Origin of the sequence: Burkholderia aenigmatica (assembly GCF_902499175.1) — a bacterium.
In the GTDB taxonomy this organism is placed as follows: Bacteria; Pseudomonadota; Gammaproteobacteria; order Burkholderiales; family Burkholderiaceae; genus Burkholderia; species Burkholderia aenigmatica.
Genome location: NZ_CABVQC010000040.1, coordinates 34,596 through 48,519, shown reverse-complemented (window position 1 = coordinate 48,519; position 13,924 = coordinate 34,596). Strand labels below are relative to the sequence as shown.

Genomic DNA, 13,924 nt, shown 5'->3' with positions numbered 1-13,924 from the left:
TCGTCATGGCAAAGATGCAAGCGAAAGTTCAGGCTGACGAGCGCGACGACGGCCTTCGTGAAAAGATGATTTCGGTCAATCGCGTGACCAAGGTCGTGAAGGGTGGCCGTATTCTCGGCTTCGCCGCACTGACCGTGGTTGGCGATGGTGATGGCCGCATCGGTATGGGCAAGGGCAAGGCGAAGGAAGTGCCGGTCGCTGTCCAGAAGGCAATGGAACAAGCTCGCCGCAACATGTTCAAGGTGCCGCTCAAGAACGGCACGCTGCAGCACGAAGTGCACGGCAAGCATGGCGCATCCGCTGTCCTCCTCGCTCCGGCGAAGGCAGGTACGGGCGTGATCGCCGGCGGCCCGATGCGCGCAGTGTTCGACGTGATGGGCGTTCAGAACGTCGTGGCGAAGAGCCACGGTTCGACGAACCCGTACAACCTCGTTCGCGCCACGCTGGACGGTCTGCGCAAGCAGTCCACCCCGGCAGACATCGCGGCGAAGCGCGGCAAGTCCGTCGAAGATATTTTGGGCTAAGCCCGGGTGGTCACCATGTCTGAAAAAACTGTCAAGGTTCAGCTCGTGAAGAGCCTGATCGGGACCCGCGAATCGCACCGCGCTACCGTGCGTGGCCTGGGCCTGCGCCGACTCAATTCGGTTAGCGAGCTGCAGGACACGCCGGCGGTCCGCGGCATGATCAACAAGGTCTCGTACCTCGTTAAGGTCATCGCGTAAGCGGCCCTACGGATCAAGGAGTTGATATGGAATTGAATAACCTGAAGCCGGCCGCTGGTGCAAAGCACGCCAAGCGTCGCGTCGGCCGCGGCATCGGTTCGGGCCTCGGCAAGACGGCTGGCCGTGGTCACAAGGGTCAGAAATCGCGTTCGGGCGGCTTCCACAAAGTCGGTTTCGAAGGCGGTCAGATGCCGCTGCAACGTCGTCTGCCGAAGCGCGGCTTCACGTCGCTGACGAAGGAATTCGTCGGTGAAGTGCGCCTGAGCGACCTCGAGAAGCTGCCGGTCGATGAGATCGATCTGCTCGCACTGAAGCAAGCCGGCCTGGTCGGTGAGCTGACGAAGAGCGCAAAGATCATCGCGACGGGCGAACTGAAGCGCAAGATCGTCGTGAAGGGTCTCGGTGCCACCAAGGGTGCGCGCGCTGCGATCGAAGCGGCTGGCGGTTCGTTCGCCGAGTGACACGCGTAGCGCGTCGTCACTTGCATTCATCGGAGAAGGTACTTGGCTAACAGCCCGAGTCTTGCAAAACCCGGTCGAAGCACGGCGAAATTCGGCGATCTGCGCCGGCGAGCGATGTTCCTGCTCCTGGCGCTGATCGTCTATCGCATCGGCGCGCACATTCCCGTGCCGGGCATCGATCCGGATCAACTGGCAAAGCTGTTCCAGAGCCAGGCGGGCGGCATCCTGGGCATGTTCAACATGTTCTCGGGTGGCGCGCTTTCCCGCTTCACGATCTTTGCGCTGGGGATCATGCCGTACATTTCGGCGTCGATCATCATGCAGTTGCTGGCGATTGTCTCGCCGCAGCTCGAGGCGCTGAAGAAGGAAGGGCAGGCAGGGCAACGGAAGATCACGCAGTACACGCGGTATTTCACCGTGGTGCTCGCGACCTTCCAGGCGTTCGGTATCGCGGCTGCGCTGGAAAACCAGCCCGGCCTCGTCACTGACCCCGGCATGCTGTTCCGTCTGACGACGGTCGTGACGCTGGTTACCGGCACGATGTTCCTGATGTGGCTCGGCGAGCAGATTACCGAGCGTGGTCTGGGCAACGGTATCTCGATCATCATCTTCGGCGGGATCGCAGCAGGGTTCCCGAATGCCGTCGGTGGGTTGTTCGAGCTGGTGCGTACGGGTTCGATGAGCATCATTTCGGCGATCATCATCGTCGTTCTGATTGCCGCGGTGACTTACCTGGTCGTGTTCATCGAACGCGGTCAGCGCAAGATCCTCGTGAACTACGCGAAGCGCCAGGTCGGCAACAAGATCTACGGTGGGCAGTCGTCGCATCTGCCGCTGAAGTTGAACATGTCGGGCGTGATTCCGCCGATCTTCGCATCGTCGATCATTCTGTTCCCGGCAACGATTCTCGGCTGGTTCAGTACCGGTCAGCCGACGGGAAGCTGGATTTCCAATACGTTGCATAACGTTGCGGAAGCGCTGAAGCCGGGCCAGCCGGTCTATGTGCTGCTGTACACGCTGGCGATCGTGTTTTTCTGCTTCTTCTACACCGCACTGGTGTTCAACAGCAGGGAAACCGCAGACAACCTGAAGAAGAGCGGCGCGTTTGTTCCGGGCATCCGTCCGGGCGATCAGACCGCACGATATATCGACCGCATCCTCACGCGTCTGACGCTGGCCGGTGCGATCTACATCGTCTTCGTGTGTCTGCTGCCGGAGTTTCTGGTGCTGCGCTGGAACGTGCCGTTTTATTTTGGTGGAACGTCGCTGCTGATCATTGTCGTCGTCACGATGGACTTTATGGCGCAGGTGCAGTCGTACGTTATGTCGCAACAGTATGAGTCACTGCTCAAGAAGGCGAACTTCAAGGGCGGCAACATCCCGATGCGTTGAAAGGACTATGGCCAAAGACGATGTAATCCAGATGCAGGGTGAGGTGATTGAAAACCTCCCGAATGCGACCTTCCGTGTGAAGCTGGAAAACGGCCATGTCGTGTTGGGTCATATTTCCGGAAAGATGCGGATGCACTACATCCGCATCCTGCCGGGCGACAAGGTGACGGTTGAGTTGACGCCTTACGATCTGTCTCGTGCGCGGATCGTGTTCCGGGCGAAGTGATTTGAAAAAAGGGTATTATCATGAAAGTGATGGCATCGGTTAAGCGCATTTGCCGCAATTGCAAGATCATCAAGCGCAAAGGCGTCGTTCGCGTGATCTGCAGCTCGGATCCGCGCCACAAGCAGCGCCAAGGCTGACCGCGCGTTTGTTTGCGCTTTTTGTTTGAGGAAAAACAATGGCTCGTATCGCAGGGGTTAACATCCCGAATCACCAGCACACCGAGATTGGCCTGACGGCAATCTTCGGTGTCGGCCGCACCCGTTCGCGCAGCATCTGCGTGGCAGCTGGCGTCGATTTTTCGAAGAAGGTCAAGGACTTGACCGACGCAGACTTGGAAAAGCTGCGTGAAGAAGTGGGCAAGTTTGTCGTCGAAGGCGATCTGCGCCGTGAAGTGACGATGAACATCAAGCGCCTGATGGACCTCGGTTGCTACCGTGGTGTTCGTCATCGCAAGGGCCTGCCGATGCGCGGTCAGCGTACGCGTACGAACGCACGTACTCGCAAGGGTCCGCGTCGTGCAGCGCAAGCGCTGAAGAAGTAAGCGGAACTGACAGTTACAGGAAAACGTAATGGCTAAGGCTTCGAACACCGCGGCGCAACGCGTTCGCAAGAAGGTTAAGAAGAACGTCGCTGAAGGCGTGGTTCACGTTCACGCGTCGTTCAACAACACGATCATCACGATCACCGATCGCCAAGGCAATGCACTGGCATGGGCGACGTCGGGCGGTCAGGGCTTCAAGGGCTCGCGCAAATCGACGCCGTTCGCTGCCCAGGTCGCAGCCGAGTCGGCTGGCCGCGTCGCGATGGAATACGGCGTGAAGAATCTGGAAGTGCGGATCAAGGGCCCGGGCCCGGGTCGTGAGTCGGCAGTGCGCGCACTGCACGGCCTCGGCATCAAGATCACCGCGATTTCGGACGTCACCCCGATTCCGCACAACGGCTGCCGTCCGCCGAAGCGTCGTCGTATCTAAAGATGTGCTGGCACGTTCGTGCTAGCACATTGCCTGTCGCCGCTCAGCGTCGACGGGCGTTGCTTTTTTGATTGACTAAGCCCACCGTTCGCCCCAAAGGGAGCGGACTAGCGCGGATTTCGATCCGCGTGACTGATTGATAAAGGAATGCAACGTGGCACGTTATATCGGCCCCAAAGCCAAGCTGTCCCGCCGTGAAGGCACCGACCTGTTCCTGAAGAGCGCACGCCGCTCGCTCGCCGACAAGTGCAAGCTCGACAGCAAGCCGGGTCAGCACGGCCGTACCTCGGGCGCACGTACGTCCGACTACGGTACGCAGCTGCGCGAAAAGCAGAAGGTCAAGCGTATCTACGGCGTGCTGGAGCGTCAGTTCCGCCGCTACTTCGCTGAAGCCGACCGCCGCAAGGGCAACACGGGTGAAAACCTGCTGCAACTGCTCGAGTCGCGTCTCGACAACGTCGTGTATCGCATGGGCTTCGGCTCGACCCGCGCTGAAGCGCGTCAGCTGGTCAGCCACAAGTCGATCACCGTGAACGGCGTCGTTGCGAACGTCCCGTCGCAGCAAGTGAAGTCGGGTGACGTCGTCGCGATCCGCGAAAAGGCGAAGAAGCAAGCGCGTATCGTCGAAGCGCTGTCGCTGGCCGAGCAAGGCGGCATGCCGAGCTGGGTTGCAGTCGATGCGAAGAAGTTCGAAGGCACGTTCAAGCAAATGCCGGAACGCGCTGAAATCGCAGGCGACATCAACGAAAGCCTGATCGTCGAATTGTATTCGCGTTAATCCGATTGACGGCCGAGGTACCCCGATTGCGTTACGCAAGGAGGGCCCTCGGCTGTTTATTTTCTGGTTGTTACCGGTCAGCCTTATCGGTGTAACGAGCCGAGGGTATTGAAAAGGAAAGCCCATGCAAACCAGTTTGCTGAAACCCAAGATCATCGCCGTGGAATCGCTGGGCGAGAACCACGCGAGGGTGGTCATGGAACCGTTCGAACGCGGTTACGGCCATACCTTGGGCAATGCGCTGCGTCGCGTGCTGCTGTCGTCGATGGTTGGCTACGCGCCGACCGAAGTGACGATCGCGGGCGTGGTGCACGAGTACTCGACGCTGGATGGCGTGCAGGAAGACGTCGTCAACCTGCTGCTGAACCTGAAGGGCGTGGTGTTCAAGCTGCATAACCGTGACGAAGTGACGGTTACGCTGCGCAAGGAAGGTGAAGGCGTTGTCACGGCCGGCGATATCGAGCTGGCTCACGACTGCGAAGTCATCAACCCGAATCACGTGATTGCGCACCTGTCGAAGGGCGGCAAGCTCGACGTTCAGATCAAGATCGAAAAGGGTCGCGGCTATGTGCCCGGCAACGTTCGTCGCTACGGCGAAGACACGGCCAAGATCATCGGCCGCATCGTCCTCGACGCTTCGTTCTCGCCGGTTCGCCGCGTGAGCTACGCTGTCGAAAGCGCACGTGTCGAGCAGCGTACCGACCTCGACAAGCTCGTGATGAACATCGAGACGAGCGGTGTGATCACGCCGGAAGAAGCGATCCGCCAATCGGCCCGCATCCTGGTCGACCAGCTGTCCGTGTTCGCGGCGCTGGAAGGCACGGAAACGGCAGCCGAAGCGCCGTCGCGTGCCCCGCAGATCGATCCGATCCTGCTGCGTCCGGTGGACGATCTCGAGCTGACGGTTCGTTCGGCGAACTGCCTGAAGGCCGAGAACATCTACTACATCGGCGACCTGATCCAGCGCACGGAAAACGAGCTGCTGAAGACGCCGAACCTCGGTCGCAAGTCGCTCAACGAGATCAAGGAAGTGCTCGCTTCGCGCGGTCTCACGCTGGGCATGAAGCTCGAAAACTGGCCGCCGGCTGGTCTCGACAAGTAAGCCTGGTTGTTGCTGTAGTTGGCAAAGATGCGGATTTTCCTTTAAAATCCGCATCTTGCTTTTTTTCGTTACCGGCCCGTGCACGCTTCGACGTGCGATAGAAGAGCTGGATCAAAACTTTGAATCAAGGAAACTGAAATGCGCCATCGTCATGGTCTGCGGAAACTGAACCGCACGAGCAGCCACCGTCTGGCTATGCTCCGTAACATGTCCAACTCGCTGATCGAGCACGAAGTCATCAAGACGACGCTGCCGAAGGCGAAGGAACTCCGTAAAGTCGTCGAGCCGCTGATCACGCTCGGCAAGAAGCCGTCGCTGGCAAACCGTCGCCTGGCGTTCAACCGCCTGCGCGATCGTGACTCGGTGGCGAAGCTGTTCGACGTGCTCGGTCCGCGTTTCGCGAACCGTCCGGGCGGCTACCTGCGCGTGCTGAAGTTTGGCTTCCGCGTGGGCGACAACGCACCGATGGCACTGGTCGAGCTGCTCGATCGTCCGGAAGTCGACGAAACGGAAAACGTGCAAGAAGCTGAGTAAGCTTCCGGTACGCAGCAGTATCTGAAAGGGGCCGAGCGATTGCTTGGCCCTTTTTGTTTTTCAGGCGCCAGCTGCGATCGATTGTCGCAGGGCGGTGCCGGCAGCGTTGCGCGGGCTGCGCTACGATACGGGGCAGCCAACGCGCTCCCCAGGTGGGCAATCCGCGTCGGCAGGAGCCGATAGACCAACAAGGAGGGCGCGGATGATAGTGGTGCTGATGCTGACGACGGTGCCCGATGCCGCGACCGCTCAGGCGCTTTCAGACGGTGCGCTCGATGCGCGGCTTGCCGCGTGCGTGTCGGAGCTCGGTGCGATCAAATCGCGCTATCACTGGCAGGGCAAGGTCGAAACGGCCGACGAGATCCAGTTGCTGTTCAAGACGAGCCCCGTGCGGGCGCTCGAACTGGAGCGATTTATTCTCGCGCATCATCCTTACGAGACGCCCGAAATCGTCTCGTGGCAGACGACGGCATCGGCCGCGTACGGTCAATGGGTGATCAACGAAACTCAACGTCTATTTCATGTTTAACGGTATGGCGCTTCCCGTGCGCGTGCGCGCGCTGCGATTCCTCGCAGTCCTGTTGTCGTTCATGCTCGTGCTGGGCGGCCTGTCGGTCGCGCGCGCGGCCGACGATTTCCTCGATCCGTCGGTTGCGTTCAAGTTCAGTGCGAGCGAATCGCCGGGACAGGTGGACGTCCGCTTCAAGGTCGCCAACGGTTATTACCTGTACCGCGAGCGTTTCGCGTTCGCGGTGAAGAGCGGACAGGCGACGCTCGGCGAGCCGCAATTCCCGGCCGGCCACGTGAAGTTCGATCAGACGTTCCAGAAGAACGTCGAGACCTACCGCGACGAAGTCATCGTTCACGTGCCCGTCAAGCAGGCGTCGGGGCCGTTCGAGCTCGCGGTGACGTCGCAGGGGTGCGCGGACGAGGGCATCTGCTATCCGCCGGCCGAGCACGTCGTGAAGGTCGACGGCGCCGCGCTGGGTGCCGCCTCGTCGTCCGGCGATACGGCCGCTGCGGGCAGCTGGTTCGACAAGGTCACCAGCGCCGATTTCGCGCAGTCGCTGCTCGAAGGGCACGGCTTCTTCACGATCGTCGCACTGTATTTCGTCGCGGGCGTCGTGCTGAGCCTGCTGCCGTGTTCGTACCCGATGATCCCGATCGTGTCGGCGATCATCATCGGCCAGGGCACGCGCGCGACGCATGCGCGCGGTTTCGCGCTGTCGCTGACCTACGTGGTCGGCATGGCGCTGGTCTACACGGTTCTCGGCATCGCCGCGGCGCTGGTCGGCCAGAGCCTCGGTGCATGGCTGCAGAACCCGTGGGTGCTCGGTGCGTTCGGCGTGCTGCTGACCGCGTTTGCCGTCTCGCTGATCTCGGGCAAGGACATCGCGCTGCCCGCACGCTGGCAGAACGGCGCGGCCGACGCATCGGGCGCGCGCCAGGGCGGCCATTTCGTCGCGGTCGCGGCGATGGGCGCGCTGTCCGCGCTGGTCGTCGGTGCGTGCATGACGGCGCCGCTATTCGCGGTGCTGGCCTTCATCGCCCACACGGGCAATGCGCTGCTCGGCGGTGCCGCGCTGTTCGCGATGGGGCTGGGGCTTGGCGTGCCACTGCTGGTCGTCGGCGTCGGCGCCGGGACCGTGCTGCCGCGCGCCGGCGCCTGGATGGATGGCGTGAAGGTGTTCTTCGGCATCGTGCTGCTCGCAGCCGCGCTGTGGATCGTGTGGCCGGTGCTGGCCGGTGGCCTGAAGATGGTGCTCGCTGCGTTATGGCTGCTGATCGCGGCCGCGGCGCTCGGGCTGTTCACGCCGAATGCCGGCGCCACGTCTATCTGGCGTCGCCTCGGCCGTGGCGTGGGCGCGGCGCTCGCGATCTGGGCGGCCACGCTGCTCGTCGGCCTGGCCGCGGGGTCGACCGATCCGGTCAAGCCGCTGGCGGTGCTGGCGGCACGCACGGTTGCGTCCGGCGGTGCTGCGACGGCAGGCGCGGCCGCAGCGCAGGATGGCCCCGCGTTCGCATCGGTGCGCTCGAGTGGCGAACTCGACGCGCTGTTGAAGACGTCCGGCCAGCCCGTGATGCTCGACTTCTACGCCGACTGGTGCGTGAGCTGCAAGGAGATGGAGCATCTGACGTTTACCGACGCGCGCGTGCAGGCGCGGCTCGCGCAGCTTCACCTCGTGCGTGCGGATGTCACCGCGAACAACCCGGACGACCAGGCGCTGTTGAAGCGCTTCAACCTGTTCGGGCCGCCGGGCATCATCTTCTTCGATCGCAATGGTAACGAGATCGGGCGTGTGGTTGGCTATCAGGCGGCCGAGACGTTCCTGCGCAGCCTGGACCGGGCTGCCGTTCCGACGGTATGACCATGCCTGTTGGGGGCGTGCCGGTGGCGAAGCGGCGCGCTCGTGCGGCATGAGCGGACGATCGACACGAGCAGACGGCTCCGGTCGACGGCAAACAAAAAACGGCGAGGCACCGAAGTGTCCCGCCGTTTTTCTTTCCGCCTGCCGGCGGGCAATCAGCGTTGCGCTTTCAGCAGACGCGCGGCGTCGAGTGCGAAGTACGTGAGCACGCCGTCGGCGCCCGCCCGCTTGAACGCGAGCAGCGATTCGAGCACGACCTTGTCGTGGTCGAGCCAGCCGTTCATCGCGGCGGCCTTCAGCATCGCGTATTCGCCGCTCACCTGGTACACGTAGGTCGGGAAGCGGAACTCGTCCTTCACGCGGCGCACGATGTCGAGGTACGGCATGCCGGGCTTGACCATCACCATGTCGGCGCCTTCGTCGATGTCGAGGCGCACTTCGCGCAGCGCTTCGTCGCTGTTCGCCGGATCCATCTGGTAGGTCATCTTGTTGCCCTTGCCCAGATTGGACGCCGAGCCGACTGCGTCGCGGAACGGACCATAGAACGCCGATGCGAACTTGGCCGAATAGGCCATGATCCGCGTGTGGATATGGCCGTCGCTTTCCAGCATTTCGCGGATGGCGCCGATACGGCCGTCCATCATGTCTGACGGGGCGACGATGTCGACACCGGCTTCAGCCTGCGCGCGCGCCTGATCGATCAGGATCTCGATCGTGTCGTCGTTGATCACGTAGCCATTTTCGTCGAGCACGCCGTCCTGGCCATGGCTCGTGTACGGATCGAGTGCGACGTCGGTCAGCACGCCGAGTTCGGGGAAGCGCTTTTTCAGCTCGCGCACCGCGCGCGGGATCAGGCCTGCCGGATTGGCTGCCTCGCGGCCGTCAGGCGTCTTCACCGACGGCTCGATGGCCGGGAACAGCGATAGCACGGGCACGCCGAGTTCGACGCATTGCTCGGCGACCTGCATCAGCAGATCGACGGACACGCGTTCGACGCCCGGCATCGACGGCACCGGCTGCCGTTCGTTGGTGCCTTCGACGACGAATACCGGATAGATCAGGTCGTCGGTGGTCAGGCGGTTTTCCCGCATCAGGCGGCGGGAGAAGTCGTCGCGGCGCATCCGGCGCGGACGATGAAGCGGATGGAAGCTCATGGCGATTGGGTAGAAATCAGGGCAGTAAGAACCTTACGGAACCCTTCGGTCATTTTCGGGAGCGTTGGTATATGATAGCGATCGAGCGGCGCGCGTTGCGTGCAGCTCCCCGCTTCTCCTCCCTGAGCGGGTGCCTGTCGTTTTTCGATTAGGCTGTTTGACCCGCCGTTCAACGGCGGGTTTTTTTATGAGCCGGCCGAAATCGCAGACGCCGTCAGGTGCGCGCCGCCGATCCCGGCCGCGCGTTGCCCGATCATTGTGCTACAGGCTCGCTTTTTTCGTCGGCGGCGGACGGCCGCACCCAGCTCTCGATCAGCGCGTGCGCCTCGTCGAGCCCCGTGCGCTTCATTGCCGAGAACAGCTGAACCGTCAGCTTGCCTTGGACACCCTGGTCACGATACGCATCGAGCCCCTTTTGCGCGGTCCGCAGCGCATTGATGCTTTCCTGCCGCGTCAATTTGTCGCACTTCGTCAGCAGCGTGTGGATCGGCTTGCCGGTCGGCACGAACCACTCGATCATGCGGCGATCGAGGTCGGTCAGCGGACGGCGCGAATCCATCATCAGGATCAGGCCGCAAAGCTGCGAGCGGGTCGCGAGATAGGACGACAGCAGCATTTCCCAGTGCGCCTTGGCGGCGCCGGGCACTTCCGCGTAGCCGTAGCCGGGCAGGTCGACGAGGTTCGCGACGGGCTCGTCGGCCGGGCCGACGGAGAAGTAGTTGATATGCTGCGTGCGGCCGGGCGTCTTCGACGCGAAGGCGAGCCGCTTCTGGTTGCACAGCACGTTGATCGCCGTCGACTTGCCGGCATTCGAGCGTCCCGCGAACGCGATTTCCGGCTGGACCGTCGGCGGCAGGTCGCGCAGATGGTTGACGGTCGTGTAGAAGCGGGCTTGATGGAGCAGAAAGGCCATGGGAACCGGAAGGACGGGCGGCGCAAGCCGCTTGGTGGAGGCGGGGTAGCCCCGATAGGCGCCGGAGCTTTCAACACGATATTGTACAATACGGCGGTTTTACCGAAGGCTACCGGGCGCCTGCCTCGCGCTTTTATGTAGCTTCTGCGGTAGACTGAACGCCGTCGTTTTTTGCAGAACCTCAAATTCCCACAAGACGAAACAGGGTGTGCGAATGAATCGACTGTGCAAGTCTCTGATGGTGCTTCAGGTTGCAGCAGGGTTCGTAGGTTTCGTAGCGGAGGCAAACGCGGCAGACGCGGCAAAGCCGGATCTCGACCGCGGCAAGGCGATTGCCGGGCAGGTCTGCGCGTCGTGTCACGGCGCCGACGGCAACAGCGCGTCGGGCAGTTTCCCGAAGCTTGCCGGCCAGCATCCCGAATATCTGGTCAAGCAGTTGAACGACTTCAAGACGCAGCCGGGCGCGAAGGGGCCGGTGCGGAACAACGCGGTGATGGTCGGATTCGCGAGCGCGTTGAGCGCGGACGACATGCGCAACGTCGCCGCGTACTACGGGTCGCAGTCGACGAAGCTCGGCACCGCACGCGATGCGGCAACCGTGCCGATCGGCCAGAAGATCTATCGCGGCGGCATCGCGGAGAAGGGCGTCCCCGCCTGCGCGAGCTGCCACGGGCCGACAGGGCAGGGGATCCCGGTCCAGTACCCGCGTCTGTCGGGGCAATGGGCCGATTACACGGTCGCGCAGTTGACCGCGTTCCAGCAGGGTGCCGGCGCGCGCAACAACAATGAGGCGATGCATCAGATCGCGACGCGGCTGTCGGACAACGAGATCAAGGCCGTCGCGGATTACATCGCGGGCCTGCGTTGAGCGGTCAGCCGCGAGAATGACCGGGCGCCCGAAGGGCGGCCGGAGTCAGAACAAGAAAAGGGTGGGGCGCCGCATCGTTGCGGTTGCCTCGCCCTTCTTTTTTGTCGGCACGCGCCAGGCCAAGCCAGGATGGAGCGGCTTGCCGGAGATGGGGGGCTGCGCTCCCCAAGCGAACAAAGTGAGCGTTGGGGGCTGTTTCCCCTGAGTCGGAGTTTGAATGAGCGTTACCACGTCGGGGTTGCAGTCGAAGTCGGGTCAGGGTGCGTCCAAGCGCGCGGTCGAGCTGCTGAGCTCGATGCGCTTCGCGATCGCGCTGCTGGTGGTGCTGTCGATCGCGAGCATCATCGGCACGGTCCTGACCCAGGACGATCCGTATCCGAATTATGTGAACCAGTTCGGGCCGTTCTGGGCGGACATTTTCCGCTCGCTCGGCCTGTACAACGTGTACAGCGCGTGGTGGTTCATGCTGATCCTGATCTTCCTCGTCGTGTCGATCTCGCTGTGCGTGATCCGCAACGCGCCGAAGATGCTCGCCGATGCGAAGAGCTGGAAGGACAAGGTTCGCGAAGGCAGCCTGCGCGCGTTCCACCACAAGGCCGAGTACACGGCGTCCGGCACGCGCGCGACCGTCGCGGCGACGCTCGCCACGTTCGTCACCAAGGCCGGCTACAAGCACGTCGTGCGTGAAAACGACGGCGCGACGCTGATCTCCGCGAAGCGCGGCGCGATGACCAAGTGGGGCTACATCTCCGCTCACCTCGCGATCGTCGTGATCTGTATCGGCGGCCTGCTCGACAGCAACCTGCCGATCAAATTCCAGATGTGGATGTTCGGCAAGAGCCCGGTCAACACGAGCGCGACGATCAGCGAGATCTCGCCGGATCATCGCCTGTCCGCGTCGAACCCGACGTTCCGCGGCTACGCGTGGGTGCCCGAGGGCCAGTTCGTGTCGACCGCGATCCTGAACCAGCCGAGCGGCTCGCTGATCCAGGATCTGCCGTTCTCGATCCAGCTCAACAAGTTCATCGTCGATTACTACACGACGGGCATGCCGAAGCTGTTCGCGAGCGACATCGTCGTGATCGATCGCGAGACCGGCCAGAAAATCCCGGCGCGCGTCGAGGTCAACAAGCCGTTCACGTACAAGGGCGTGTCGATCTACCAGTCGAGCTTCCAGGACGGCGGCTCGCAGATGCAGATGACGGCCTACCCGATGACGGGTGGCAACGCGAAGACCTTCCCCGTGCAGGGCACAATCGGCAGTTCGGCGCCGCTGCAGATGCCGGGCAACGATGGCGACACGATCGAGTTCTCCGATTTCCGCGCGATCAACGTCGAGAACATGGCCGACGCGAACGGCAAGCCGGACGTGCGCGGCGTGGCGACGACGAGCTCGCTGAAGGAAGCGTTCGACGAACGGCTCGGCTCCGGCGCGAAGACGTCGAAGCCGACGCAGCTCCACAACATCGGCCCGTCCGTGCAATACAAGATCCGCGGCAAGGACGGCCAGGCGCGCGAGTTCAACAACTACATGCTGCCCGTCGACATGAATGGCGTGCGCGTGTTCCTCGCCGGCGTGCGCGCGAGCCCGAACGACCCGTTCCGCTACATGCGGATTCCGGCCGACAGCCAGGATTCGATCGGCGAATGGATGCGCCTGCGCGCCGCGCTCGAGGATCCGACCGTGCGCGCCGAAGCCGCCGCGCGCTTCGCGCAGCGTTCGCTGCCGGGCACCGACGCATCGCTGCGCAGCCGCCTGCAGGACAGCGCATCGAAGGTGCTGACCCTGTTTGCGGCGAGTGACGACAGCGTCGGCCGCGGCGCCGACGGCCAGCCGATCGGCGGCTTCCAGGCGGTGGCGACGTTCATCGACCGCTCGGTGCCCAAGGCCGAGCAGGAGAAGGCCGCGAGCCTGCTGCTGCGGATGCTCGAAGGCTCGATGTGGGAGGTCTGGCAGATCGCGCGCGAGCGTGCCGGCGAGCCGGCGGCGCAGCAGGGCACCGACACGATCCGCTTCGTGCAGAACGCGATCAATGCGCTATCAGACAGCTTTTTGTATGGATCGCCGGTCTATTTGCAGCTTGACTCATTCAAGCAGGTGCAAGCTTCGGTATTTCAGTTGACGCGCGCACCCGGCAAGAATCTGGTGTATCTTGGCAGCCTGCTGCTGGTCGCCGGCATCTTCTCGATGTTCTACGTGCGCGAGCGGCGCCTCTGGTTCTGGTTGAAGGACGCCGGTTCGGGCGTCGATGTGGTGATGGCAATGTCCACGGCCCGCAAGACCTTCGATTTCGAGAAAGAATTCGTGCAGACGCGCGACGCGGCCGGTGCCGCCCTGCACGCCGCACCTCGCGACGCCGCGCCGGCCCGTGCGGCATCGACGGCCCGTCCGCCTGCCGGCGGCGGTTCCGATTCCGAGAATTCCACCCGGTAA

At 62.8% G+C, this 13,924-nt stretch carries 17 protein-coding genes; 15 read left to right on the top strand and 2 right to left on the bottom strand.

The features are described from left to right. Positions 1–5: 5 nt before the first annotated feature. The 13 genes from rpsE (at position 6) to dsbD (ending at position 8,555) form a co-directional block, all read left to right on the top strand. Positions 6–524: a 30S ribosomal protein S5 gene (rpsE, locus tag BDO18943_RS25765; RefSeq protein ID WP_006752931.1), complete on the top strand. Its 519-nt coding sequence runs from the start codon at positions 6–8 to the stop codon at positions 522–524. Positions 525–539: 15 nt separating this feature from the next. Then, positions 540–722 carry a 50S ribosomal protein L30 gene (rpmD, locus tag BDO18943_RS25760; protein WP_006400644.1) on the top strand — a complete coding sequence of 61 codons (183 nt, stop codon included), beginning with the start codon at positions 540–542 and terminating at the stop codon, positions 720–722. A 26-nt stretch (positions 723–748) separates the two neighbouring features. Continuing rightward, positions 749–1,183 carry a 50S ribosomal protein L15 gene (gene rplO, locus BDO18943_RS25755; protein WP_006477180.1) on the top strand — a complete coding sequence of 145 codons (435 nt, stop codon included), beginning with the start codon at positions 749–751 and terminating at the stop codon, positions 1,181–1,183. A 42-nt stretch (positions 1,184–1,225) separates the two neighbouring features. Next, positions 1,226–2,575, top strand: coding sequence for a preprotein translocase subunit SecY (gene secY / locus BDO18943_RS25750; protein ID WP_006482915.1), 1,350 nt, complete (start codon positions 1,226–1,228; stop codon positions 2,573–2,575). A gap of 7 nt (positions 2,576–2,582) precedes the next feature. Then, positions 2,583–2,801: a translation initiation factor IF-1 gene (infA, locus tag BDO18943_RS25745; RefSeq protein ID WP_004521905.1), complete on the top strand. Its 219-nt coding sequence runs from the start codon at positions 2,583–2,585 to the stop codon at positions 2,799–2,801. Between the two features lie 20 nt (positions 2,802–2,821). Then, positions 2,822–2,938, top strand: coding sequence for a 50S ribosomal protein L36 (gene rpmJ, locus BDO18943_RS25740; RefSeq protein ID WP_004199844.1), 117 nt, complete (start codon positions 2,822–2,824; stop codon positions 2,936–2,938). A 38-nt stretch (positions 2,939–2,976) separates the two neighbouring features. Further along, the gene (gene rpsM / locus BDO18943_RS25735; protein ID WP_006477178.1) at positions 2,977–3,342 is read left to right on the top strand and encodes a 30S ribosomal protein S13; all 366 of its coding nucleotides are present in this window, start codon (positions 2,977–2,979) and stop codon (positions 3,340–3,342) included. Between the two features lie 28 nt (positions 3,343–3,370). Next, positions 3,371–3,772 carry a 30S ribosomal protein S11 gene (gene rpsK / locus BDO18943_RS25730; RefSeq protein ID WP_004197937.1) on the top strand — a complete coding sequence of 134 codons (402 nt, stop codon included), beginning with the start codon at positions 3,371–3,373 and terminating at the stop codon, positions 3,770–3,772. A 154-nt stretch (positions 3,773–3,926) separates the two neighbouring features. After that, complete coding sequence (gene rpsD, locus BDO18943_RS25725; RefSeq protein WP_011350679.1) at positions 3,927–4,550, top strand: 30S ribosomal protein S4; 624 nt, start codon at positions 3,927–3,929, stop codon at positions 4,548–4,550. Positions 4,551–4,674: 124 nt separating this feature from the next. Then, entirely contained in the window at positions 4,675–5,652 is a 978-nt protein-coding gene (locus BDO18943_RS25720) for a DNA-directed RNA polymerase subunit alpha (protein WP_006477176.1), read from the top strand. A gap of 138 nt (positions 5,653–5,790) precedes the next feature. Further along, a complete protein-coding gene (rplQ, locus tag BDO18943_RS25715; RefSeq protein ID WP_006477175.1) occupies positions 5,791–6,186 on the top strand; it encodes a 50S ribosomal protein L17 in 396 nt (131 codons plus the stop codon). A gap of 202 nt (positions 6,187–6,388) precedes the next feature. Further along, positions 6,389–6,715, top strand: coding sequence for a divalent-cation tolerance protein CutA (gene cutA / locus BDO18943_RS25710; protein WP_043191857.1), 327 nt, complete (start codon positions 6,389–6,391; stop codon positions 6,713–6,715). Next, entirely contained in the window at positions 6,708–8,555 is a 1,848-nt protein-coding gene (dsbD, locus tag BDO18943_RS25705; RefSeq protein ID WP_175024574.1) for a protein-disulfide reductase DsbD, read from the top strand. The genes cutA and dsbD overlap by 8 nt, the downstream gene beginning before the upstream one ends. A gap of 155 nt (positions 8,556–8,710) precedes the next feature. On the opposite strand, the gene hemB is transcribed toward dsbD, so the two are convergent. Together hemB and yihA are read right to left on the bottom strand one after the other, a co-directional pair. Continuing rightward, on the bottom strand, positions 8,711–9,709 hold the full coding sequence (gene hemB / locus BDO18943_RS25700) for a porphobilinogen synthase (RefSeq protein ID WP_174952939.1): 999 nt from the start codon (positions 9,707–9,709) through the stop codon (positions 8,711–8,713). A gap of 253 nt (positions 9,710–9,962) precedes the next feature. Beyond that, positions 9,963–10,622: a ribosome biogenesis GTP-binding protein YihA/YsxC gene (gene yihA / locus BDO18943_RS25695; RefSeq protein WP_043191851.1), complete on the bottom strand. Its 660-nt coding sequence runs from the start codon at positions 10,620–10,622 to the stop codon at positions 9,963–9,965. A 214-nt stretch (positions 10,623–10,836) separates the two neighbouring features. Between yihA and BDO18943_RS25690 the strand changes: the two genes are divergently transcribed. Both BDO18943_RS25690 and BDO18943_RS25685 read left to right on the top strand, forming a co-directional pair. After that, positions 10,837–11,490 carry a c-type cytochrome gene (locus BDO18943_RS25690; protein ID WP_175024580.1) on the top strand — a complete coding sequence of 218 codons (654 nt, stop codon included), beginning with the start codon at positions 10,837–10,839 and terminating at the stop codon, positions 11,488–11,490. A gap of 217 nt (positions 11,491–11,707) precedes the next feature. After that, positions 11,708–13,924, top strand: coding sequence for a cytochrome c biogenesis protein ResB (locus BDO18943_RS25685; RefSeq protein ID WP_089449755.1), 2,217 nt, complete (start codon positions 11,708–11,710; stop codon positions 13,922–13,924).

Coding starts and splice junctions, on each gene's coding strand:
- rpsE (WP_006752931.1), top strand. CDS start 6: ATGGCAAAGATGCAAGCGAAAGTTCAGGCTGACGAGCGCGACGACGGC.
- rpmD (WP_006400644.1), top strand. CDS start 540: ATGTCTGAAAAAACTGTCAAGGTTCAGCTCGTGAAGAGCCTGATCGGG.
- rplO (WP_006477180.1), top strand. CDS start 749: ATGGAATTGAATAACCTGAAGCCGGCCGCTGGTGCAAAGCACGCCAAG.
- infA (WP_004521905.1), top strand. CDS start 2,583: ATGGCCAAAGACGATGTAATCCAGATGCAGGGTGAGGTGATTGAAAAC.
- rpmJ (WP_004199844.1), top strand. CDS start 2,822: ATGAAAGTGATGGCATCGGTTAAGCGCATTTGCCGCAATTGCAAGATC.
- rpsM (WP_006477178.1), top strand. CDS start 2,977: ATGGCTCGTATCGCAGGGGTTAACATCCCGAATCACCAGCACACCGAG.
- rpsK (WP_004197937.1), top strand. CDS start 3,371: ATGGCTAAGGCTTCGAACACCGCGGCGCAACGCGTTCGCAAGAAGGTT.
- BDO18943_RS25720 (WP_006477176.1), top strand. CDS start 4,675: ATGCAAACCAGTTTGCTGAAACCCAAGATCATCGCCGTGGAATCGCTG.
- rplQ (WP_006477175.1), top strand. CDS start 5,791: ATGCGCCATCGTCATGGTCTGCGGAAACTGAACCGCACGAGCAGCCAC.
- cutA (WP_043191857.1), top strand. CDS start 6,389: ATGATAGTGGTGCTGATGCTGACGACGGTGCCCGATGCCGCGACCGCT.
- dsbD (WP_175024574.1), top strand. CDS start 6,708: ATGTTTAACGGTATGGCGCTTCCCGTGCGCGTGCGCGCGCTGCGATTC.
- hemB (WP_174952939.1), bottom strand. CDS start 9,709: ATGAGCTTCCATCCGCTTCATCGTCCGCGCCGGATGCGCCGCGACGAC.
- yihA (WP_043191851.1), bottom strand. CDS start 10,622: ATGGCCTTTCTGCTCCATCAAGCCCGCTTCTACACGACCGTCAACCAT.
- BDO18943_RS25690 (WP_175024580.1), top strand. CDS start 10,837: ATGAATCGACTGTGCAAGTCTCTGATGGTGCTTCAGGTTGCAGCAGGG.
- BDO18943_RS25685 (WP_089449755.1), top strand. CDS start 11,708: ATGAGCGTTACCACGTCGGGGTTGCAGTCGAAGTCGGGTCAGGGTGCG.